General features: G+C 32.9%; 18 protein-coding genes. 11 read left to right on the plus strand and 7 right to left on the minus strand.

Going from position 1 to position 24,581, the window contains the following annotated elements:
• Positions 1 to 52 precede the first annotated feature (52 nt).
• The gene (locus AB3G34_RS01385) at positions 53 to 997 is read left to right on the plus strand and encodes an ABC transporter ATP-binding protein (RefSeq protein WP_369753223.1); all 945 of its coding nucleotides are present in this window, start codon (positions 53 to 55) and stop codon (positions 995 to 997) included.
• Positions 998 to 1,222: 225 nt separating this feature from the next.
• Positions 1,223 to 2,230, plus strand: coding sequence for a 3-oxoacyl-ACP synthase III family protein (locus tag AB3G34_RS01390; protein WP_369753224.1), 1,008 nt, complete (start codon positions 1,223 to 1,225; stop codon positions 2,228 to 2,230).
• Positions 2,231 to 2,322: 92 nt separating this feature from the next.
• On the opposite strand, the gene AB3G34_RS01395 is transcribed toward AB3G34_RS01390, so the two are convergent.
• Both AB3G34_RS01395 and AB3G34_RS01400 read right to left on the minus strand, forming a co-directional pair.
• Positions 2,323 to 4,743: a TonB-dependent receptor domain-containing protein gene (locus AB3G34_RS01395; protein ID WP_369753225.1), complete on the minus strand. Its 2,421-nt coding sequence runs from the start codon at positions 4,741 to 4,743 to the stop codon at positions 2,323 to 2,325.
• Positions 4,744 to 4,953: 210 nt separating this feature from the next.
• The gene (locus AB3G34_RS01400; protein ID WP_369753226.1) at positions 4,954 to 9,240 is read right to left on the minus strand and encodes a choice-of-anchor L domain-containing protein; all 4,287 of its coding nucleotides are present in this window, start codon (positions 9,238 to 9,240) and stop codon (positions 4,954 to 4,956) included.
• A gap of 235 nt (positions 9,241 to 9,475) precedes the next feature.
• Here AB3G34_RS01400 and argS point away from each other — a divergent pair, with 235 nt between their 5' ends.
• The 7 genes from argS to AB3G34_RS01435 all read left to right on the plus strand — a co-directional run bounded on the left by argS (position 9,476) and on the right by AB3G34_RS01435 (position 16,762).
• Positions 9,476 to 11,254, plus strand: coding sequence for an arginine--tRNA ligase (gene argS / locus AB3G34_RS01405; RefSeq protein WP_369753227.1), 1,779 nt, complete (start codon positions 9,476 to 9,478; stop codon positions 11,252 to 11,254).
• A gap of 232 nt (positions 11,255 to 11,486) precedes the next feature.
• Complete coding sequence (ffh, locus tag AB3G34_RS01410; protein WP_367773806.1) at positions 11,487 to 12,842, plus strand: signal recognition particle protein; 1,356 nt, start codon at positions 11,487 to 11,489, stop codon at positions 12,840 to 12,842.
• Between the two features lie 158 nt (positions 12,843 to 13,000).
• Positions 13,001 to 13,888: a bifunctional 5,10-methylenetetrahydrofolate dehydrogenase/5,10-methenyltetrahydrofolate cyclohydrolase gene (locus AB3G34_RS01415; protein ID WP_367757496.1), complete on the plus strand. Its 888-nt coding sequence runs from the start codon at positions 13,001 to 13,003 to the stop codon at positions 13,886 to 13,888.
• 44 nt (positions 13,889 to 13,932) lie between these two features.
• Positions 13,933 to 14,340 carry a DUF1801 domain-containing protein gene (locus AB3G34_RS01420; RefSeq protein WP_369753228.1) on the plus strand — a complete coding sequence of 136 codons (408 nt, stop codon included), beginning with the start codon at positions 13,933 to 13,935 and terminating at the stop codon, positions 14,338 to 14,340.
• A gap of 67 nt (positions 14,341 to 14,407) precedes the next feature.
• Positions 14,408 to 15,022 (plus strand): hypothetical protein, encoded by a 615-nt coding sequence (locus AB3G34_RS01425; protein WP_369753229.1) that lies wholly within the window; start codon positions 14,408 to 14,410, stop codon positions 15,020 to 15,022.
• 2 nt (positions 15,023 to 15,024) lie between these two features.
• Positions 15,025 to 15,318, plus strand: coding sequence for a transcriptional regulator (locus tag AB3G34_RS01430; protein WP_269683998.1), 294 nt, complete (start codon positions 15,025 to 15,027; stop codon positions 15,316 to 15,318).
• A gap of 55 nt (positions 15,319 to 15,373) precedes the next feature.
• Positions 15,374 to 16,762 carry a DUF4173 domain-containing protein gene (locus AB3G34_RS01435; protein ID WP_369753230.1) on the plus strand — a complete coding sequence of 463 codons (1,389 nt, stop codon included), beginning with the start codon at positions 15,374 to 15,376 and terminating at the stop codon, positions 16,760 to 16,762.
• 47 nt (positions 16,763 to 16,809) lie between these two features.
• Here AB3G34_RS01435 and rluF read toward each other — a convergent pair whose 3' ends face one another.
• The 4 genes from rluF to AB3G34_RS01455 form a co-directional block, all read right to left on the minus strand.
• Entirely contained in the window at positions 16,810 to 17,622 is an 813-nt protein-coding gene (gene rluF, locus AB3G34_RS01440; RefSeq protein WP_367757500.1) for a 23S rRNA pseudouridine(2604) synthase RluF, read from the minus strand.
• Between the two features lie 95 nt (positions 17,623 to 17,717).
• Positions 17,718 to 18,566 (minus strand): alpha/beta fold hydrolase, encoded by an 849-nt coding sequence (locus AB3G34_RS01445; RefSeq protein ID WP_369753231.1) that lies wholly within the window; start codon positions 18,564 to 18,566, stop codon positions 17,718 to 17,720.
• A 39-nt stretch (positions 18,567 to 18,605) separates the two neighbouring features.
• Positions 18,606 to 19,385 carry a zinc ribbon domain-containing protein gene (locus AB3G34_RS01450; protein WP_367757503.1) on the minus strand — a complete coding sequence of 260 codons (780 nt, stop codon included), beginning with the start codon at positions 19,383 to 19,385 and terminating at the stop codon, positions 18,606 to 18,608.
• 4 nt (positions 19,386 to 19,389) lie between these two features.
• Positions 19,390 to 20,484, minus strand: a complete 1,095-nt coding sequence (locus tag AB3G34_RS01455) for a Nif3-like dinuclear metal center hexameric protein (RefSeq protein WP_369753232.1) — start codon at positions 20,482 to 20,484, stop codon at positions 19,390 to 19,392.
• Between the two features lie 112 nt (positions 20,485 to 20,596).
• Here AB3G34_RS01455 and lpxK point away from each other — a divergent pair, with 112 nt between their 5' ends.
• Positions 20,597 to 21,622, plus strand: a complete 1,026-nt coding sequence (lpxK, locus tag AB3G34_RS01460) for a tetraacyldisaccharide 4'-kinase (protein ID WP_369753234.1) — start codon at positions 20,597 to 20,599, stop codon at positions 21,620 to 21,622.
• The gene (locus AB3G34_RS01465) at positions 21,594 to 22,406 is read left to right on the plus strand and encodes a purine-nucleoside phosphorylase (RefSeq protein ID WP_369753235.1); all 813 of its coding nucleotides are present in this window, start codon (positions 21,594 to 21,596) and stop codon (positions 22,404 to 22,406) included. The genes lpxK and AB3G34_RS01465 overlap by 29 nt, the downstream gene beginning before the upstream one ends.
• On the opposite strand, the gene AB3G34_RS01470 is transcribed toward AB3G34_RS01465, so the two are convergent.
• Positions 22,393 to 24,576 carry an ATP-binding protein gene (locus AB3G34_RS01470; RefSeq protein ID WP_369753236.1) on the minus strand — a complete coding sequence of 728 codons (2,184 nt, stop codon included), beginning with the start codon at positions 24,574 to 24,576 and terminating at the stop codon, positions 22,393 to 22,395. The genes AB3G34_RS01465 and AB3G34_RS01470 overlap by 14 nt on opposite strands.
• Between the last annotated feature and the right edge of the window lie 5 nt (positions 24,577 to 24,581).

Genomic DNA, 24,581 nt, shown 5'->3' on the forward strand with positions numbered 1-24,581 from the left:
AATTTTGACAAAGAAATCTATCTTTGTACTCTTAAATTTCATTATCATAAAAATGCTTCAAGTTCAAAACATCACATTCGGATATACCGAAAAACAAGTGCTAACCAATGCTAGTTTTACAATTACAAAAGGACAAAATATTGCTATAATCGGCGAAAGTGGTTGTGGTAAAAGCACGCTTTTAAAATTAATTTATGGATTGTATGATTTAGATGAAGGACACATTTTATGGAATGAGGAAGAAGTGTTAGGTCCAAAATACAACTTGGTTCCAGGAATGCCATTCATGAAGTATTTGTCACAAGATTTTGATTTGATGCCTTATATTACTGTTGCTGAGAATGTAGGTAAGTTTTTGTCCAATGTTTTCCCTGAAAAGAAGCAAGAGCGAATCCATGAATTACTGGAGATTGTTGAAATGACAGAATTCGCCCATGTGAAAGCAAAATATTTAAGTGGAGGACAACAGCAACGCGTGGCGCTGGCTAGAGTTCTGGCCTTGGAACCTGAAATATTATTATTAGACGAGCCTTTTAGTCATATTGATAATTTTAGAAAAAATGCATTGCGTCGCAATTTGTTTGCGTATTTAAAAGGGCAAGGAGTTACTTGTCTTGTAGCAACTCACGATAGTACCGATGCGCTTTCATTTGCGGATGAAACGATTGTTTTGCAAAACGGAAGAATTGTTGATAAGGCAGCTTCTTTTGATTTGTATATGAATCCTATCAACAAATATGTAGCATCCTTATTTGGCGAAGTAAATGAGCTGAAATTATCTCAATTAGTTCCTGTCGATGGGGAAGATGAGATCGTGTTACTTTATCCACATCAATTGAAAGTAGTAGATAATGGCTTAATGCATGTAGTGGTAAAACAATCGTATTTTAAAGGAGGCCATTATTTAATAAAAGCAGTATTTGATAGAAAAGTTATCTTTTTTGAGCATGACAGTCCATTAGACCTCAATCAAGAAGTGACGTTGATGATTTCATAATTTTTATTTGTCACGCGATTCGTTTTAGCCCTGATTGCAGCGGCATCTCCCGATTTAGAAAAACAAGGCTTTTTTTGCCGTAGTTTTTAGTATCGGGAATATAGCGGATAGCAGGAAATAGCTCCAGAAAAATATAAGTTGCTATTTGATAAAAAATCAGTAATTTGTGAGCCAATATTTTAACGTATTTATAAATTTGCAACTTTATTTTAATAAAACAATAATATGTACCATTCAAAAATAGCAGGATTAGGATATTATGTTCCTTCCAATGTTGTCACTAATGATGATTTGGCAAAAATCATAGACACAAACGACGAATGGATTCAAGAAAGAACTGGAATTCAAGAAAGAAGACACATTATAAGAGGGGAGGATACGACTACTTCAATGGGTGTGAAAGCAGCTGAAATTGCTATTGAACGAGCAGGAGTTGCTAAAGAGGATATCGATTTTGTGGTTTTTGCCACTTTAAGTCCAGATTATTATTTTCCTGGTCCAGGAGTTTTAGTTCAGCGTGATTTAGGTTTACGAACTGTGGGAGCACTTGATGTAAGAAATCAATGTTCAGGATTTTTGTATGCTTTATCAGTTGCGGATCAATACATCAAAACAGGAATGTATAAGAATGTTTTGGTTATAGGATCTGAGGTGCATTCTACAGGTTTAGATATGACATCGCGTGGACGTGGTGTTTCGGTTATTTTTGGGGATGGAGCAGGAGCCGCAGTTTTAAGCAGAGAAGAAGATTTAACCAAAGGGATTCTTTCTACCCATCTACATTCAGAAGGGCAACATGCTGAAGAACTTATTGTAAAAGCACCCGGAATGGGTGGGCGTTGGGTTACAGACATCTTAGCAGATAATGATCCAGACGATGAAAGTTATTTCCCTTATATGAATGGACAATTTGTATTTAAAAATGCAGTAGTTCGTTTTAGTGAAGTAATCAATGAAGGGCTGGAAGCGAATAACCTTCAAGTATCAGATATTGATATGCTAATACCACATCAAGCTAATTTGAGAATTTCTCAGTTTATCCAAAAGAAATTTGGATTGAAAGATGATCAAGTTTTTAATAATATTCAAAAATATGGTAATACAACCGCTGCTTCTATTCCAATTGCGCTCACAGAAGCTTGGGAATTAGGGAAAATTAAATCTGGTGACACGGTAGTTTTGGCTGCTTTTGGTAGTGGATTTACTTGGGCTAGTGCTATTATAAAATGGTAAGAAATTTATAGTTGCTATTGTTTTTAAATCAAAAAACCCAGAGTTGGCAAACTCTGGGTTTTTCTTTTGGAACCTAACTATTAAAACTAATCTTATAAAAGGCCACCACCACCTTGGGTTTCATTGTTGTCCCTTTGTTTTCTTTGAATGGCTTTGTTTTTACCGCTTCCAAATCTATAATTGAATCCTAAATAAACCGATTGGCTTTCCCAGTTGAATTGCCCGTTAGATTTATAAGGGCGGTCACCTGCAAAAGCAAAATGCATGGAGTTAAAAACATCGCTGAATCGTGCACTGATTGTTCCACTTCCTTTTAAGATATTGTAACTACTTCCAACATCCATTTTCCACATGGCTTCTCTATTAAACTGTAAGCTCAAATCGCGTCCTCTGTACATTCCAAATAATTGGAAACGCAGGTCTTTAGTAGCTTTAAAAGTATTGTTGATGCGCGCATTAAATGTACTTGCATTGACTTCAACAAATTCATAAACACCAGGAGTACTCTCAATAGTCCCTTTTACTTTTTTCTGATACGCATCAACACTTACATTAGCGCTCCACCATTTTTTAAAATCTAAATTACCCGAAACTTCAACTCCATACGCATTGTTGTTGTTGAAATTATCATAAGATAAGATTTGCTTGTTTGGGTTATCCGGATTAGTATAGATAACTCTTGTGATTTCATCTTCAATTCTTCTATAGAAAACACCTGAAGTAATAGATCCTATTTTAGTTTTTCTAGTATAATTTATTTCATACGAGTTCGTAAACTGCGGAATAAGATTTGGATTTCCTTGAGAATCTAATGTTGCAGTACTCCATTCTCTAATAGGGTTGACTTGTCCGATGCTTGGACGATCCACTCTTCTTGAAAAACTAAGGTTAAATGAGTTGTTATCACTTGGCGTATAAGTCAAGAATGTAGAAGGATAAACGTTTAATAAGTCATCTTTAAAGGCACCATCTGCTTTAGATACTTCTTTAAATAGGGCATCAACATTGTATTTTTCTACACGCGCTCCAGCTTGAAAACTCCATTTTTTCCATTGTTTACCTAAAGTGGCATAGGCCGAAGATATTTTTCTGTCGTAACTAAAATTTGAATTTGGATTACTGTCTCTAAGCAAACTATTATCGGTTGTTTCGTTTCTATGCTCTAAACCCAATTCTAATTTTATAGTCTCCGTAAGAGGGTTTACATAATCAAGATTGATAATAGTATTTTTGCCAATAGTTTCTACATCATTTGTGTAAGAACTAGTCAACGCTCGCGTGTCTCTGTTGTAATTAGAATAAACGGCATTTTCTGGCTCATTATTTTTATTGTAATTCATCTCTAATTCTAAACTGTGTCCTTCCTTTTTAAATTTTACTTTATAATCGAAATTGTAAGTTTGAGAACGTTCCTTATTTTTATTATCGAAAAGTTGAATTACATCTACATTTGTCGCATTGTTTGTATAATCTACATCTGTGCTTGCGTTACCACTTCCTTTAAAGAAACTTTGATTGGTGTAGAATGACAACGTGTTTTTATCATTAATATTGAAATCAAAACCCACTTTTGCTAAATGAGAAGTGTTATTGTTTATGAATGTAAAAAGCTGATCGTTTTCTTTATTAACTTCTTTGCTTTTTATAAATCCATGATTGGATCGTTTTCCTGTGTTTAAACCATAATTTCCATAAAAATTAAATTTTCCACTTCTATAATTTAAATCGATTGATGAATTTAGTTTGGGCGTTTTTCCAAAAGTAACTCCATTATTAATGCTACCATTAAAACCAATTTTACTGTTTTTATTTAAAACAATATTAATAATTCCGCTCATTCCTTCTGGATTGTATTTTGCAGATGGATTAGTGATTAATTCAATTTGCTTAATCGATGAGGAAGGGATTTGTTGCAATAATTGTGAAGCCTCTATATTAGAAGGTTTTCCGTCAATTAAAACGCGAACATTAGAATTTCCTCTTAAACTAATCGCATTGGTTTGTGGGTCAACACTAACCGATGGAATATTATTCATTATTTCCCCCGCTGTTGCTCCAGCAGAGATTAAATCTTTCCCAACATTAATGATTTTTCGATCTATTTTTTGTTCAATAGTAGATTTCTCACTAACAATATCAACTCCTTTTAATTCTATTGCATCTTCTTCTATTGCAATTGTATTTAGATTTATGTTTTTATTTTCGGAAGATAATTCAATTGATTTTACAACCGTTTTATATCCAATAAACTGAAATTCGACAGTGTATTTTTTTAAATCTAGATTTTTGATAATGAAAATACCTTTGTCTGAAGTGATTCCTCCAGTTACGAATTTGTCAGCTTCTTTAACAATAACATTTACATAGGGTAATGGTTCATTGGTTTTCTTGTCAATAACTTTTCCGGTTACACTTCCTGCGTTTTCGAGAAGATTGGGTTTGACTGAGTTTTGTGCTTGCATCGAAACGATAGTTCCGAATAGGCAGACTAAAATTAATTGTACTGTTTTCATGATTGATTATTTTGATTGATGATGCAAAGGTAATTATTTTTTATATAATATGTATTACATAGTACTATTTTATGCAAAATATATTTATTAAAAATTGATGATTTACATAGTAGACTATGAAGCATTCACTTTGTTACAAAAAATCAATATTTTGTTTAAAAAAAAATGACTTTCAAAATTAGAAAGTCATTTTTATACTATGAAGTGTATTTACCTTTTTAAAGAAAAATGGGATTTGTATTCTTTTGCGGTATTGTTTTCTGTGTAGAATATAGTAAACCAGTAATCATCTGCAGGAAGTGAATACCCATTATAGTTTCCGTCCCAACCCGTTCCATTAGGAGAAAGTTCTTTGAGTAGTTTGCCGTACCTATCGAAAATATATAGTTTGATATTTTCTTGATTTGGCATTTCGGTTACATTCCAAGTGTCATTATATCCATCTCCATTTGGTGTGAAAAACTTAGGAGCATTTATCATTTTTAGACTAATCGGATTAGTAGATCCACAACCATTCGCATCGCTGACACTAATTTCATGAATTCCAGAACTAACATTTGTAAAAGTATTGCTACTTTGTGGAGTATTTCCATCTAAAGAATAAAGAAAATTAGCTCCATTTCCTATACTTGTCACTGCATTTACTGTAATGGTCTGGTTATCTGTAAACCAGCCATCAGTAGTAAACGTGATGGAACTTGGTGGAGCTGATTCGATAACAGCAAATGGAATTATATCTGAGGTGCAACCAAATATGGACAAATCAGTTACAGTTAGTGTGTAGTTTCCAGGCTGACTTGTTGAAAAATCAGAGGCGGTACCTACTAAAATGCCATTTTCTTCTTTCCATTCAAATGAATATCGAGGGGCAGTATATCCACTAGTGATATAAGCATTGGTTAACGTTCCTGTGGCAAAGTCATGGCAAATTGCTGGAACGCTAAGTATTGGGTTTGGTTTATCAGTGATTGTGATCTCCATTGGTTTTTCATCAGAGCAAATTACAGTTGACGAATTTCCTACTTCAGCATAGGCATATATTGTAGATGAAGTTGTTATTACATCACCAGGGTATTTTTCTGTATTAGTAGTATTAGCAGGGCCACCAGATTGTGTGAAGTATTTACTAATGGGAGCAATAAAGTTGGGTAATGTATACGATTCACATCTTGTTACCGCTGCAATAGGTGCAATTATGGGGCTGTTGTAAATGGTTATTGTAAAATCATCTTGATCAGAACAGGCAACTCGAGTATTGTCTTCTGCATAGACATATAGTTTTGTAGTTGTAGTAATAGGTGAATAGGGAGGACTTAGTTTTGTTCCAGCTCCTTGTGGACCATTTGCATCGGTATAATAATCGCCAAGACCTACAATTGCGGGTAAAATATAATTATTACAGGCATATTGATCTCCAATTTTATTTACTAAGGTGATTAATACTGAAATACTATATTCAGCAGTACAAGTGTTAGGTGCAGTAGCAGCTGCATAAACATATATAGTTTTGGATGAGCTAAGTATATATCCAGGAGGTAATATTGGATTTGTAGGAGAAGGACCTCCAGGGAATTCGTAATATTCTCCATTAGCTAAATCATCAAGAACATAGTTTTGCCCACATTTTATAACCTCAATTGGTCTCGCATCTATTAAGGGAGATGGGTTCACAGTAATTAAGAATTTTTCTTCAACGTAGCACGAGCCAGATGCAGCTTTATCATAAAAATACATAGTTTGTGTTGTGGTTACCGGAAATCCAACGGGGCGCATATTTCCAGTACCTAGAGGTTTAGTAAAATAATTTCCCGAATGTGCCACTGGAGGTAAATAATACACATCACATTGTGGGGTAGTGTCACTAAATATTGGCAGCGGTGCTATGCTTACATTTACCGTGAACTGTAAATTGTCAGTGCAGCTTTCTCCAGTTACATAATACCAAAGTGTAGTTGTTGTATTTATTGAAGTACCGGCCGGAACAACTGATCCTCCGCCTCCAGCCGCAGTTCTATATTCACCAACAATTAATGGAGGCAAAATATAAGCCGAACAAGAATTTACATCAGATGGAGGATTAATATCTGAAATACCGATATATACAGTAAATGTTTTTTCGGAAGTACAGTTAGTTGGTGCCGTTCCTGTTTCTTTGTAAACATAAATAGGAGTAGTTGCAATTATAATTGTTCCAGCTGGAATAATAGGCAGTCCTTTATTAGGTCCTGAATAATAAATACCACCATTAACATCAGCAGGCATGATGTAGGAACTACAGCCAAATTGATTTTCATAATCTGGTAAAGCAGTAAACGGAATTATTGTTATTGAGAAAGGTTTTTCTTGATTGCAGGCGGGTGACACGGTAGTATCTTGAAACCAAACATAAATGGTATTTAAGCCTGCTGCATTTATTATTGTTCCCGATGCTAACTCAGTGTTCCCTGGAGTTGTAGTACCTCCACTTTGAGTATAGTATTTTCCGTAAGCTAAATTGGGAAGTTTGTATGCTGTGCAATAGGTAGATGAAGTGGGAGTTATTGTTCCTAAATTTGATATAGTAACTTTAAAAGAATCTTGATTTGTACAGATTCCAGATTGATTGAACACATATAAAGTAGTTGTGGTAGAAATTTGGTCTCCTGCAAAAAGCTGCGTTCCTGTCCCATTTGATCCTGTCCAATATTGTGCTCCTGTTTCTGTTAACGTAGGTAAAGTGTAGGAAGTACATACAAATACATCTTTTAAGACGTCTACTTGAGGTAGGGGAGTAACAGTAAGTTGAAAGCTTGTTACAACAAAGCAATTGTTACTAGAAATATTTTGTAATCGGACCCACAATGTAGTACTAGAAGACAATAATATGTTGCTTGAATTTGGAATTATAGTATTAGAATTATTGGTAGCTCCTGCTAAAGAAGAGTGAAATGTTAGGATGGTATATAAAGGGTTTTGAGCACCTATTATTGCTGCTTTTGCTGCTGATAAGTTAAAGCTTGCTTTTGGCGTAGCATCCGTACTATTTCTTGCGCATAGTGCTATATCACTGGGTGTAGATGAAATGATTGGACTTGCCACAATCATTAATTGAAAAGATCGTATTTCGTAACATAAAGTAGATGGATTTTGAATTCGAACATAAATTGTTTTTCCGTTTTCAGAATTTAAAATGGTATAAGGGCTTGAAATTGGAGAATTATTTGAAATGGCATCGGCATTAGTTAGGTGATATGAAATAACAGTTCCTGCAGGTAAATCATCTACAATTCCTGCTGCATTAGTGGCTTGATCATTACCTGCTAATATAAGTGTAGTGTTTTTTGTTAAATCAAAGTCATAAGAAGACGCTCCAGTATTGCAAGTGTAAATGTCAGGAACTGTATTTATTACTCCAATTGCAGGGTAAATTTCGACACTTATTTCATCAGTGACTTCAGTACATCCAGGTTCCGTATAGGAGACGCTATAATTATGAATTCCAGAACTTATTAATGGGAGAATAGTATTCAGGTCTAAAGTCGTACCCGTTTGTGGAGGAGAAAAGTCAACTCCTTCTTTTTTCCATACAATTGTAGTTCCGGGACTTAAACCTGATGCAGATAATGTGGGTAATGTATTTCCAGGACAAATTGCTCTATTGTTTGCGGCCGTATAATCAAGCCCTAAAACATTTTGTCCAATATTAAAACTATTGGCTTTTAAAAATATTGCCGAATCATAACCTGTATTATTCCCTCCATCAGCAATAACTAGTTTGATATGATAAACATGATTGGTGTTTAGCCCTGTTGCTGATGCAACCATGGGTATTGTTTGTCCGTTGAAATTAATTGCAGGACCAAAACCACTACCGTTAAAAGTGCCAAAATAACTAGGATTAGCTGATGGGCAATTAGAATTGTAAGTAGCATCTCGAATTGTTGCTACGGAAACTGGAATACTAGTACCAGGAATTACGGCTAAATTCACATTGGGCCCACCAGCGGTGACATCTTTTAATAGAAAAGCAAAGGCATCCGAAAAGCTACATTGAGAAGTTCCATATTCTTCAGAAGCAAACAGAAAAGAGAAATCAAAATTGGGTGTTTTGGGTTGAAAATCAAACTCAATGTAACTGGCATTTATGGAATTGATTGTTATACCTGATTGAGAAAGTAAATTCGCTTCTAAATCACTGTCGCCAGCCCATGCCATACTACCATTACTTAAAATACTTGTATTGGGACTAGGAGTTTTTGTTACATCGCCTGTCGTTAAAACAACTCCATTTGTAAATGGGAAATTTGGATTGCTATTTTCAAAGTATCCAATACCATTTGTGGAGCCATAAAATGAACCTGACCTGTAGTTGATATTTGTTGCAGACACGCAGGGAGAATTAATTAATATCTGATTAATTAACTGATCTGTGGTGTAAGTGGTTGTATTGATTGTTACCGATTGTGAAAAACAAACTGCATAAAATAATAATAGAAATAGCGGCTGAATTTTTTTCATGATAATAATTAATAATTGAATTTTTCAAATCTACAATAAATCGTTAAAATGCAAATAAATACGGCGTAATATTAATGACAAATATTAATGTATTATTATTCTTACTATTTTTCAGTAAAAAAGTTCTGGATGGGAATATAAAGTTAAGGAATTCTATAATGGGTTTCAATATTAATTTTCTAAATGATTTTTCTAATTAAATACTATCTTTGCAAGTTCATAACAAACACATAAAATGACATTATCACAAATTCTTACGCCTTCTATAGAAAAAGCAATTCTTGCTTTATTTGACATTACAATTGATAAAGTTGAATTTCAAACTACTCGGAAGGAATTTGAAGGAGATATTACCATGGTTATTTTTCCATTATTAAAAGTGGTAAAAAGCAATCCTGTAGAATTAGGAAATAAAATTGGTAACTATTTAGTTGAAAACGTAAGTGATGTAAGTCATTTTAATGTAGTCTCAGGATTTTTAAATATTGTTATTTCGGATGAATATTACCTGAATTTCTTTAATGAAATTAAAGACAATGAAAAATTTGGTTTCGTCACTCCAAATCCAGATGAAAAAGCGGTAATGGTAGAATATTCTTCTCCAAACACTAATAAGCCTTTGCATTTAGGTCATGTTCGTAATAATTTATTAGGATATTCTGTTGCTGAAATTATTAAAGCCTCAGGTAAAAAAGTTTATAAAACTCAAATTATCAACGATAGAGGAATTCATATTTGTAAATCGATGCTGGCTTGGCAGAAATTTGGAAATGGAGAAACTCCTGAATCTACAGGCCAAAAAGGAGATAAACTAGTAGGTAATTATTATGTAGCTTTTGATAAAGCATACAAAGCAGAAATAGCTCAATTAATGAGCGAGGGAAAAACAGAAGACGAAGCCAAGAAGCAGTCGCCAATTATTCTAGAAGCACAAGAAATGCTTTTAAAATGGGAAGCGGGTGACGAAGCAGTGATTTTACTTTGGAAAAAAATGAATCAATGGGTTTATGATGGTTTTGCTATTACTTATAAAAATCTAGGAGTCGATTTTGATTGTTTTTATTATGAAAGCAATACCTATTTATTAGGGAAAGATGTCGTACAAATTGGATTAGAGAAAGGCGTATTCGAAAAAGATCCCGATGGTTCTGTTTGGATTGATTTGACTGATGAAGGTTTAGATCGTAAAATTGTTCTTCGTTCAGATGGAACAGCAGTATATATGACGCAAGATATTGGTACTGCGATTCAACGTGTAAAGGACTACCCAGATGTAGGTGGAATGGTTTATACCGTAGGAAACGAGCAAGATTATCATTTCAAAGTGTTGTTTCTTATCTTGAAAAAACTAGGTTTTGATTGGTCAAAAAATCTTTTCCACTTGTCTTACGGAATGGTTGATTTGCCTTCTGGTAAAATGAAAAGCCGCGAAGGAACTGTAGTTGATGCTGATGATTTGATGAATGAAATGACGAGTACAGCTCAAAAAATTGCCGAAGACCTTGGGAAATTAGATACCTATTCTCCCGAAGAAAAAGCCAATTTATACAATACAATTGGTCTTGGAGCCTTGAAATATTATATTTTAAAAGTAGATCCTAAAAAACGAATCCTTTTTAATCCTGAAGAATCAGTTGATTTTGCAGGTAATACAGGTCCGTTTATTCAATATACGTACGCTAGAATTCAATCAATAATTCGCAAAGCAAATTTTGATTTTTCTAATAAATCCGAAGCAGTTTCCCTTCACGAAAAAGAAAAGGAATTGTTGAAACAACTGGAATTGTTTCCAGAGGTAATTCAAAATGCGGCTCATAATCACAGTCCAGCTTTATTGGCAAATTATACTTATGATTTGGTGCGTGAATACAATTCATTCTATCAAGCAGTTCCTATTTTAGGTGAAGAAGAATTGAGTAAAAAAACATTCCGAGTACAATTGTCTAAAAAAGTAGCCGATACCATTGCAGCTTCTTTTAGATTGTTAGGAATTAATGTTCCTGAGAGAATGTAACTATATTGGGGCGTTACCCTGAAGAAGAAAAATCTTCAGGGTCGGGCTATCCGTTATAATCTCCCGAAAAAAATCGGGAGGATTTTCACTTCTATCCCTAACGCAAAACTAAAAACTGCAAAGAAAAAATCAGTATTTCAAAAGAACTATTTTCCTTTGTTCCTTTGTGTCTCAGAACCTTTGTACCTTTCTAACTTTATATTATATTTGCAATTCCTAAAACAACAATGACATGTTCGATAATTTAAGCGATAAACTAGATAAAGCCTTTCATATATTAAAAGGGCACGGAAAAATCACCGAAGTAAACGTAGCCGAAACTTTAAAAGAAGTGCGTCGTGCTTTACTTGATGCCGATGTGAATTTTAAAATTGCCAAAGATTTTACTACAAGAGTAAAAGAAAAAGCACTTGGACAAGACGTTTTAACTACTTTACAGCCAGGACAGTTATTGGTAAAATTAGTTAAGGACGAATTAACTGAATTAATGGGTGGAGATGTTGCTGGAATTAATCTTTCAGGAACACCTACAGTAATTTTAATGTCAGGTTTGCAAGGTTCTGGTAAAACTACTTTTTCTGGAAAACTAGCAAATTATTTATTGACAAAAAAGAATAAAAAACCACTTTTGGTTGCTTGTGATATTTACCGTCCTGCGGCGATCCAGCAATTATATGTAGTGGGAGATTCTATAGGTGTTGAGGTATACTCAGAGCCAGAAAATAAAAACCCAGTTGAAATTGCTCAAAATGCAATCAAGCATGCAAAAGCAAATGGTTTCAATGTAGTAATTGTCGATACCGCAGGTCGTCTTGCTGTTGACAAAGAGATGATGGACGAGATTGCTCGTGTTCATAAAGCAATACAACCACAAGAAACTTTATTTGTTGTTGATGCTATGACAGGTCAAGATGCTGTAAATACAGCTAAAGCATTTAATGATATTTTGAATTTTGATGGTGTTATCCTGACTAAATTAGATGGTGATACACGTGGTGGTGCTGCACTATCAATTAAAACGGTTGTCAATAAACCAATCAAGTTTGTAGGAACAGGAGAAAAAATGGATGCTATTGATGTATTCTATCCAGTTCGTATGGCAGAGCGTATCTTAGGGATGGGAGATGTTGTGTCTTTAGTTGAAAGAGCGCAAGAACAATTTGACGAAGAAGAAGCAAGAAAAATCCAAAAGAAAATTGCGAAAAATGAATTTGGTTTTGATGATTTCTTATCTCAAATTCAGCAAGTAAAGAAAATGGGTAATATGAAGGATTTGGTTGGAATGATACCAGGTGCCTCAAAAGCAATGAAAGATGTAGAAATTGAAGATGATGCTTTTAAACATATTGAAGCAATTATTCATTCGATGACTCCTGCTGAAAGAAGTAAACCTGCTCTTATAGATGTGAAAAGGAAAGCTAGAATATCCAAAGGTTCAGGAACAAAAATTGAGCAAGTAAATCAATTGATGAAACAGTTTGAGCAAATGAGCAAGATGATGAAAATGATGCAAGGTCCAGGAGGAAAAAACCTTATGAAAATGATGGGCGGGATGAAAGGCGGAATGCCTGGAGGAATGCAAAGATAAATTAAGACTTAGGTTTAAAATTTCAAGGTATTGAAGTTTTAAACCTTTTTTAATAGTGTAAACAAGCAGTAAAACAAAACTAATTTTTAAGGTTTTAAATTAAAGGCGATCCGAGAAACTTTAAATTGTAAACTTTAAACTTTTTAAACTAAATTAAAATGCAACTACTAGACGGAAAGAAAACAGCAGAAGATATTAAAAGCGAAATCGCTGCCGAAGTACAAAAGATAAAAAACAATGGAGGCAAAGTACCGCATCTAGCAGCAGTTATAGTTGGTAATGATGGGGCTAGCTTAACTTATGTTGGTAGTAAAGTGCGTTCATGTCAGCAAATTGGTTTTGACTCTACTTTAGTAAGTTTGCCAGAAACTACTACAGAGGCTGAATTGTTAGAAAAAATAAAAGAATTGAATGCCGATGACGATTTAGATGGGTACATCGTTCAATTGCCTTTGCCTAAACATATTGATGAGCAAAAGATTCTGATGGCAATTGATCCTAATAAAGATGTGGATGGTTTTCATCCTGCTAATTTTGGAAAAATGGCTTTGGAAATGGAAACGTTTTTACCGGCTACTCCATTCGGAATCATGCAATTATTAGAGCGTTATAAAGTAGAAACATCGGGGAAACATACTGTAGTTATTGGGCGTAGCCATATTGTGGGACGACCAATGAGTATTTTGATGAGTCGTAAAGGATATCCTGGTGATTCAACAGTAACATTGACTCACAGTAGAACTAAAAATATTGAAGAATTTACAAAAAACGCTGATATTATCATTACGGCATTAGGAGTTCCTAATTACTTAAAAGCGGATATGGTAAAAGAAGGTGTTGTAGTTATTGATGTTGGAATTACTAGAGTTGCAGATGCTTCACACCCTAAAGGATATGTAATCACGGGTGATGTCGATTTTGATGAGGTAAGTAAAAAATCTTCTTTCATCACTCCGGTTCCAGGAGGAGTAGGACCAATGACTATTGCCATGTTATTGAAAAATACGCTATTGGCAAGGGAAATGAAAATAGCTAGAAACAGTTAAAAAAACATACAGTCTATTCGCCGCGACGGATAGGCTTTTTTATTATGGGAAACCCACAAGGAATACAGTTTGGTTCTATTGATGAATTTCTAGATCAGCTACCAGAAGAGGAAATAGAAATTGTCCTTTTTCTACGTAAAATTATTTTAGAATGTATGCCAGATTTAAAAGAGAAATTGGCTTACAATGTCCCTTTTTATTATCGTCATTCTAGAATTTGTTATATATGGCCCGCTTCCGTTCCATGGGGAAAAGTAACTACTGGTGTAGCAATAGGTTTTTGTAAAGGAGATAATTTCTTAGATGAGACTTTTGCTACAGCAAAATTTGCTTCAAAATTGATTTTTACTTCTACTAAAGAAATTGATGTTGAATCATTGAAGGAACAAATCTATGAGGCTGTTTTAATTGATGATAAAATCGTTAAAGCAAGAAGGAGGAGAATTCAGTAATTTTTTCTATAAAGGATATTGATATTTAAAATTAATTATTAACTTTGCATTACAAAGTACTTTAATTATGAGTCAAAAACATCAAGAAGATTTATCACATATTCGTTCCATGATGGAACGCTCTTCAAGATTTATATCGTTAAGTGGCCTTTCGGGTGTGTTTGCAGGTTTGACTGCGTTGGGTGGATCATTTTATGTATATCAATTGTTTAAACAAAAAGGAATAGAATATTTTGATGGTAATCAAAGGGTTTATAGTTATGAACTAATAATTGAATTAGTTGTTGTGGCTTTATTCATTTTGGCTTTGGCCTTATTATTTGGGATATTTTTTACTTTAAGGAAAAGCAAACAAAATAATTTACCAGTTTGGACAAATACAACAAAAAAAATGCTACTCAATTTAGCGATTCCTTTATGTGTAGGTGGCGTGTTTTGTATTGCGTTATTATACCATCATTTATTTGCTTTGATAGCTCCTGCAACTTTGTTGTTTTATGGTTTAGCACTTGTTAATGCTGAAAATTATACTTTTTCAGATATTAAATATTTGGGTATTTGCGAAATTGTTTTAGGATGTATTTCCCTTTTTTATCTTGGATATGGACTTGTTTTTTGGTCTATTGGATTTGGAATTTTGCATATTCTTTATGGTGTAATTATGTTCAAAAAATATAAATAGAAATGGGAATCATCGATAAATTAAATAAAGATTTCGAAAGTCGAGTCAGGCTAGGCATCATGTCCGTTCTCATGGTAAACGACTGGATTGATTTTACTGAAATGAAATCTTTATTGAATATTACTGATGGTAACTTGGCTAGTCATTCTTCTGCATTGGAGAAATCTGGCTACATAGAAGTAAAAAAAGAGTTTGTTGGTAAAAAACCCAAAACGTCATATCGTGTTACTAATATGGGGAGAACCGCTTTTGTTTCTCACCTAAATAGTCTTGAAAAATTGATCAAATCTAAATAACACCTTTTTTTTAATCACTTACTTTGAAATACAAAGTACTTTTAAACTTTTTATTATGAAAAAACACCAATTAATTTTAGTTTGTAGTCTGATTTTTACATTGCTTTTTTACAACGAATCAATAGGGGTAAACCTAGCTGTTTTTGGTTTGGTTTTAACGGGAATGATTTGTTATTTCTTTCAGCAAAGATTCAGTAATCGTTTGCATTTAGGGTTAGTAATTGTATCAGTTTTGTCCTGCTTTGCTTTTGCTTGGTATGGCGATTTTGTCTCTTTTTTAGCTTTAGCAATATCTGTTCTTTTTTTACAATTTAAAATTCAAGAACCTAAGTTAAAAATAGTGCAGATTTTCCCTATTGTATTTATCAATGGATTTACTTCATTAGGACGTGTATTAATGTTTAGTCAATGGCTCCCAAAAAGAGAAGTAAAAAATAATCTTGCTAAAAAAATCATAGCCTACTTTCTTATTCCAGGCATATTTATAATCTTGTTTTTTACTGTTTATGCTTTTGGTAGCGATCATTTTTCATCTCTATTTACAGATTATACTTTAGATTTAAATGTCTTTCATTTATTTTTAATTGTATTAGTAGGATTTTATATTTCTTTTAGTTTTTGGAATTATTGGTTGCCTGAATATTGTTATGATTTTAATCCAAAATTAGATAATGATTTTACTACGGAGAATAACATGGTGCATAAACAAACTTTTTCATTTCTTGATCTTGACTTTGAAAGAAAAAGTGGTGAAATCACATTAGTGCTTTTAAATTGTATGATTTTAATTTTTATAGGAACGTATAATTATGAACAGTTTTTTGAGGACAAAGTAATAGCTTCTTTGAGTGTAGCAACACATGAAAGAGTTAATTCTGTTATTTTTTCGATAATAATGGCTGTAGGTGTGATGTTATTTTTTTTAAAAAACGGATTCAATTTTGATAAGAAAGCGAGTAAACTTAAATTATTATCCAAAATTTGGATAGCATTAAATGGAGTGTTAATTATTAGTACAATCATTAAAAATTTAGAGTATGTTACTGCTTTTGGTTTAACTTATAAAAGATTAGGGGTTTTTGCTTTCTTATTATTGGCAATTGTAGGTCTCTTTATTACTTATTGGAAGATTTATCAGCGAAAAACAAATGCGTATCTTTTTAATCAAATGATTTGGTATTTTTATGGAACGTTACTTTTATGTAGTTTTATAAATTGGGGAAGCCTTATAACAAATTATAACATTAGCGTTAATAAAGGAGTTGATCCAATTTTTTTAAGTGGATTAAATTTTAATGATAACGTACGTAGAACCTATTTTTATCAAAATAAATTTGATGGTCAATATCCTGAAATGGAACGTGAAGAAACAATTGGTAGAAACCAAAAAGAAAGTTTTCTATCAAAAGCATTGTATTATGAAACACTAGATAAATTAAAATAGTTGTAGTTAAAAACAAAAGCCAAGAAAAATCATTTCTTGGCTTTTGTTTAATAATCCCCTCTTTTCTTAAATCTAGGATCGTCTCTTTTGATAAATTCTGTTCGTCTTTTAGCAGGTTCTGCTTTTGGTAAACTTGCTTCTTCTGTTTTACTAGAAGGCTCAATAAGCTCATTTAATTCTTTTATTTCGGCATCGGTTAAATCGCGGTATCTTCCTACTTGTACATCTAGGGAAATATTAATAATTCGGATGCGTTTTAATGCTGTTACATCATACCCTAAATATTCGGTCATTCTACGGATTTGACGATTTAATCCTTGGGTAAGTATAATTTTAAAAATGTATTTACTGATTTGCTCTACTTTACATTTTCGGGTAACTGTGTCCAAAATGGGTACTCCATTTCCCATTCTTTCAATAAATCGATCGGTGATGGGCTTGTTTACGGTTACCGTATATTCTTTTTCGTGATTGTTTCTAGCGCGAAGTATTTTGTTTACAATATCACCATCATTAGTCATGAAAATCAATCCTTCACTGGCTTTATCTAGTCGGCCAATAGGGAAAATACGTTTAGGATAATTGATGTAATCCACAATATTATTGCGAACGTCTAGGTTTGTAGTACATTCAATTCCTACAGGTTTATAGAAAGCAAGATAAACTGGTTTTTCATTTCTTTCACGGATGAGTTTGCCGTCTATACGCACTTCGTCATCGGGGGAAACTTTTGTTCCTAGCTCAGGGACAACTCCATTGATGGTTACACGACCTTCTTCAATTATTTTGTCTGCCTCACGACGGGAGCAATAACCGGTTTCTCCGATGAATTTGTTGAGGCGTTTTAGATTTTCTTCCATAGTGCAAAAGTAACACTAAATTGTGTAATCGTTTATCTGGTAGTTTGTTTATTTGCTTAAGTTGATAAAAAGAGTCGGAAAGGGATCGTGTGGGCCTATTTAGATTCGAATAAAAATTCCGAAACTTTTTTATATAATTGATCATCATGTAGGCTATGCCCCAAACCATTTGTTTCAATAAAAATGGAATCTTTCCAAGTACTGGCAATTTTTTTTCCTTCTTCAAATAAAACAACCGTATCCTCAGTATCGTGAGCAATGAGTCCTTTGGTCTTTATTTTAGATGCAAATATTTTTCCAGAGAAATGTTCTAGCTGAAGTTTGAAATGGTCTAAATAATGTGTTTCTAGACCTTTAGAAATGGTAGAGTTCAAGCTAAGCATCTTGATATAGTTATTGAGAATAATTTTAAAATCGCTAGGCGCTCCTAAAATCACCATTTTTTCAATACTATCATTTTGATATTTAGACTGGTAGTATAAGCAGGTTTTTCCTCCTAGTGAATGCCCAATAAGGTATTGAGGTTTGAATTCTTTGACTACTATATCAATAAATGTAGCGTATTGAGGAATGTTGAATTCTTTTCCACTAGACAATCCGTGGGCTGGACCATCTATTGCAATTATAGTACTTCCTGATTCTTTTAAATAAGGGAGCATTTTTTTCCAGCGAGAAGCATTACTTTCCCATCCATGTACTAGTAATATAACAGTGTCATTTCCTTTCCAAGTATAAGTTTGGAAATATTCATCGTTATGTTTAAACGTTCTGCTTTCGGTTTCGCGAAGGATTTTGGGAAGTTTTGATTTGGTTAGCCTGCCTTCTCTGGGTTCACTAAAAAGAGAGTAGGCTAATTGTGTGGCTTTATCAGGAGATACAAAACTTAAAAAATTAATGTATAATCCGATAGACTTTGTAAAAAGGAAGTAGAGTGTTTTTTTCATAATAAAAAAGTCCCGATGTGAATCGGGACTTAAATATAATTAAAATTTAGAAAATAACTTTTCCATTTTCTCTTTTTCTTCGTCGGCTAATAAACTGTCGACTAATATTCTTCCTGAATGCTCATCAGTGATGATTTTTTTTCTTGAAGCTATCTCCACTTGAGTTTGTGGTGGGATAGTAAAGAATGAACCTGCCGAAGCTCCTCTTTCGATAGATACAACTGCTAAACCATTACGAACGCTTGTTCTAATTCTAGTGTAAGCTGCTAATAATCTTTCTTCGATAAGGTTTTGGTATTCACCAGATTTCTCTGTTAAAAACGCTTCTTCCTTAGCAGTTTCTGCCATGATAGCATCTAACTCAGATTTTTTATGTTTCAAATGATTAGATTTTACTTCTAATCTTTCTTTTGACTGAGAGATTACTTCTTTCTTATGTTCGATCGAAGCTTTCATTTCTTTAATATGCTTTTCAGCTAATTGAATTTCAAGTTCTTGAAACTCAACTTCTTTTGTTAAAGAGTTAAATTCTCTGTTGTTACGAACAGTTTCTTGTTGTTTTGTGTACTTTTTAATGCTCTCTTTGTGCTCGTCAATTGCATTCTTTTTTGATTTGATAAGGTCCTCGATTACTTCAAGTTCGCTTTTCAATTTTTCAGAACGGGTGCTTAAACCAGCAACTTCATCTTCTAGATCTTCCACTTCAAGAGGAAGTTCACCTCTTACATTTCTAATTTCGTCAATTCTAGAGTCAATCAATTGTAAATCGTAAATTGCTCTTAACTTGTCCTCAACACTTAATTCTTTCGTATTCGCCATATTCTTATAAGTACTTAACTGGATTTGTATTTTCTTCAGATAAAATGATTGCAAAATTAAGGATTTTTTTCCGAAGAAAATCAACAATATAATTTTTTGTATAGCGTTCGCTCTCAAAATGTCCAATATCTGCCAAAAGTAGTCGATTTTCGGCTTCATAAAACTGATGATACTTCAAATCGGCCGTCAAAAATGCATCAGCTCCAGCTGAAATTGCATTTTTTATGGCATAACTGCCAGATCCTCCCAGTACAGCCACTTTTTTTATTGGCTTTCCTGTAAATGTAGAATGTCGAATTCCATCGGATAGCATTTTTTCTTTTACTAAATTTAAAAAATCTTTTTCATCCATGGGAACTTCAAATTCGGCAATCATTCCTAATCCGATGTTTTGATGTTTATTTTGAAGTTCATACACTTCATAAGCCACTTCTTCATAAGCATGACTTTTAAAAAGTGTTTTTAAGATTTTTGATTCTAAATATTTTTCAAAAGTAACTTCAATTTTGATTTCCTCTCCTTCTACAAATTCAAAGCGTTCTCCTAATTGTGGATTGCTATGTTCATTGCCCATATAAGTACCAATCCCTTTAGAGTTGAAACTGCAATCTTCATAATTCCCTATTTGTCCTGCACCAGCATCAAAAAGTGCATTTCTCACTTTTTCGGCATTTTCTGGAATAGTGTAGGTGACTATTTTACGAATGAAATTTTGTTTTGGAATTAAGATTTTGGAATTTTTCAACCCAAGGGCATCACAAAATATTTTATTTACGCCTTCGGGATGGTTGTCTAAAGCAGTATGCACAGCATAAATGGCAATATCATTTTTTATCGCTTTGATCACAGTTCGTTCTACGTAATTTTTTCCAGTGATTTTTTTTAAACCGGAGAAAAGTATGGGATGAAAACAAACAACCAAATTGCATTTTTCAGCAATGGCTTCCTCAATTACATTTTCTAATGCGTCATGACAAACTAGAATTCCAGTAGCTTCGGTTTCTTGATTACCAACTAACAAACCCACATTGTCAAAATCTTCAGCATAGGCGAGTGGAGCCATTTCTTCCAGTACTAAAAGGATTTCTTTTATTTTCATGGTATTTGAGTTTAGCGTTTTCAGTTTGAATTTTGATGATTGACTCTCTTTAAACTTTAAACAAAAGAGACAAAATATTTATTTCAAAGATAATTTATTATACTTTCGTAAAATGAATTTACTGAGAAAAATACTCTTTCCTTTTGCCATTATATATGGTTTGATCACGAGTATTCGGAATTTTCTGTATGATAAAGGAGTTTTGAAATCCTACTCTTTTGATTTGCCCACTATTGTTGTAGGGAATCTAAGTGTTGGGGGAACCGGGAAAACACCACAGATAGAATATTTAATTCGGTTGCTTTCAGACTCTTATAAAGTAGCTACATTGAGTAGAGGCTATAAAAGAAAATCAGAAGGCTTTATTTTGGCCGACGCTTCTTCTAATGCGGAGATTTTAGGCGACGAACCTTTTCAATATTATCAAAAATTTAAAAATATTTTTGTTGCTGTTGATGCCAATCGTAAAAACGGAATAGAGCAATTACTTTTGCAAAAGCAAAAACCAGAAGTGATTTTATTAGATGATGCGTACCAACATCGTAAAGTAAAAGCAGGTTTTTATATTTTGCTAACCACTTATGGAGAATTATATTCGGATGATTTTATGCTTCCTACAGGAAATTTGAGAGAGAGTAGGAGTGGAGCTAAAAGGGCTAATATTGTTATTGTAACTAAGTGTTCAGTAGATCTTTCGCTTGACGAAAAACAAAGCATAAGAACTAATTTAAAACTGGATCCCAATCAAGAACTGTATTTTACAGGAGTTGAATATGATACTTTTGTGTATTCTAAAAATAAAAAAATAGCAGTAAGCGAAATTAAAGGTATTGACACTGTGCTATTGGCAGGAATTGCTAAGCCAAAACCATTTTTTAATTATTTGTCAGCGGAAAATACAGTATGTTTAACTTTTCCAGATCATCATCATTTTGCACCAAAAGATATTTTAGAAATTAAAAACTTATCTTTAAACAAAATCATTATTACTACCGAAAAGGATTATGTTAGATTAAAAGAAAGTATTCCTGAAGATAAACTTTTCTATTTACCAATTAAAAGTAAGTTTCTAGGTGAAAGTGAAGCGTTTAAAAAAACAATTATAAATTATGTGGGAACAAGTTCAAGAAACAGTTAGTTATATAAACGGAATTAATCATTTCAATCCAGAGTATGGAGTGATTTTGGGTTCAGGATTAGGGAGTTTTACAGACGATATTGTGGTTGAATTTACGCTACCTTATAACGAGATTCCAAATTTCCCTGTGTCTACAGTTCAAGGTCATAAAGGAGCATTGGTTTTTGGAACTATTGGCGATAAAAAAGTGGTCGCCATGCAAGGACGTTTTCATTTTTATGAAGGCTACTCTATGAAAGAAGTCACTTTTCCAATTCGTGTTTTGAAGTTTTTGGGAATAAAAAAATTGATTGTTTCCAATGCTTCTGGTGGAGTTAATCCTAATTATAGAATTGGAGAAATTGTAATTATAAAAGACCATATAAATTTCACACCCGAACATCCTTTGCGCGGAGCAAATGACGAACGTTTTGGACCTCGATTTGTAAACATGAGTGAACCTTATTCTAGGAAAATGGTTGCTAAAGCCAAAGAGTTGGCTTTAAATTTAAATATTGAAGTGAAAGACGGAATTTATTTAGGACTACAAGGTCCTAGTTTTGAGACTTTGGCAGAATATAGAATGGTGAAAATTTTGGGTGCTGATTGTGTCGGAATGTCTACCGTTCCTGAAGTTATTGTAGCGCGCCACATGGATTTAGAAACCTTTGGAATATCAGTAATTACTGACATTGGTGATGAAGATAACATCGATAGTATATCACATGATGAAGTTTTAGAAGCGGCGCAAAATGCAGAACCTAATGTAAGAAAGTTAATTAGAGAATTGATTATGAAATACTAGACTTTGAAAGGTTGTTTGCTATTGAAGCATAGAACTCTTCAGGTACAAAAGGTTTTGTGATTACATCATTCATTCCATAAGATAAAAGCATTTCTCTGTTTTCATCTAGTGAAATTGCAGTTAAAGCTATTATAGGAAGTCTTTTGTTGAATTCTCTGATTTTTTGGGTTGCAATAGTTCCATTTATCCCAGGCAAATGGACATCCATTAAAACTAAATCATATTGATTGTTTTTTACGGATTCAATTGCATCCTCTCCATTGTCAATAATTTTACAAATAACGCCTTTGTATTCTAACATTTTTTGAGTGATCATTTGGTTGATTTTATTATCTTCAACTAATAATATGTTTTTATCTTTAAAAATAATGTCTTCGTACATTTTTTGCTTTTCAACAACTGGTAATTGTTGGTCATCTACTTTAAAGCTTAAGTCAAATGAAAATTTAGAACCTTTACCAAGTTCACTTTCTAGCTTTATTTGGCCACCTAAAATTTTTATTAATTTTTTTACAATGGTTAACCCTAAACCAGTACCACCATATTTACGATTTATCTCTACAGACCCTTGAGAGAAGCTTTCAAATACTGTTTTTTGCTTGTCTTTTGGTATTCCTATGCCCGTGTCAGTTATTTCAAATAATAAAGCAGCATTTTTGTTTTTCAATGCTGTCATTTTTGCATTTACATTTACCTTTCCATCTTTTGTGAATTTAAGTGCGTTATTGATTAAATTCATAAATATCTGTGATAATTTTGTTGGATCTCCAATCAAATTATCGGGAATGTTTGAATCAATTTCTAAGGTAAAGTCAATATTGTTGCTTTTAGCTAATCCTTTCAAAGAGTTTTTTATGTCTTCTAGTAAATTTTTAATATTGAAGTTGATATATTCAATTTCAACTTTGTTCGAATCAATTTTATTAATCTCTAATATTTCATTAATGAAGGTGGCTAGGTAATTCCCTGAAAATTTTAAAGAAGATAAATAATGCAATTGCGATTTTTTTGGGTTCTCTTCTAATAGTAAATGGGTAATTCCATTTATGGCATTCAAAGGAGTACGCAGTTCATGACTCACAGTAGATAAAAATTCAGATCTTGCTTTAGATGCTTTTTCTGTTTTCTCTTTTTCTATTAATAACTCATTATTTTTTTCCTTTAGTAATAAATTGGATTTATTACGGATAATATTGTTCTTATAAAGAGACAGGCTCAACAGGGATAAAATTGAGATTAATGAAATGGATAAAATATTTATCAGTTTAGAGAATTTATTGGTTTTAGCTTTCTCTAAATTTTGTTTGTTTATTTTTTCAATTTTTTTTAATCGCTGTGTTTCTTTGAAATTTTCGTAATCGTCTATTCCAAGTTTTTCGTTATTTAAAATAGCAATGCTTTCTTTTAAATTTAAATGTTGTTTTAGATAAGTATATGCATTACTCTTATCTAACATCTTTTCATATACTGAACTTAAAGCTAGAAGTATATTCGATTTTTGTTCAAGATTATCTTGTTTTGAATTTAATTCTAATGCCTTATTGTAGTAAGTTAAGGCTAAATTGTTGCGATTATTTTCCTCTTCAATAAGACCTATTTGATAAGAGGCTTCGGCTTTTATATTTAAAAATGCAGGGTTGTCTGGTTTTGCAATTATGGTATTAAAAATTGAAGAGGCCATTTTTTTATTGCCTTTATTTTTAAAAATAATTCCTTTTTGAAGGTTTATAAGGTCGTCATAGTCGTTAATTTTTAATGCTTTATAAATAGATTGGGCTTTATTAAAACAAATTTCGGCTGCGCTATAATTTGATTTTCCAATATGAGAAAGTCCAAGATAATAATAAGTATTGGCGTAACTCGGGGTTGGTTTTGTAGTTTCAAATAAAGCGATACTCTCAGAAAAAATCTCGATCGCATCATTGTACTTTTTTAAAGTATAGTAAATCTCCCCTAATTTAAATGTTTGATTTGCTTGGTCGATTATGCTACCACTCGTTTCGCTGAAATTTATTGCTTTTTGAGTATAAAAAAGGGCGTTTTTATATTTGTTGTTTTTTATATTTTCATGCGCTAAGTTTGTGTAAAACTCAATACTATCCTTACTCTCATTAGTTTGAGAGTATAGAAATGAATTAAAAAAAACGAGATAAACCAAAAAGTATTTCATTTAAA

It is taken from the genome of Flavobacterium sp. WC2409, assembly GCF_041200085.1.
GTDB lineage: Bacteria > Bacteroidota > Bacteroidia > Flavobacteriales > Flavobacteriaceae > Flavobacterium.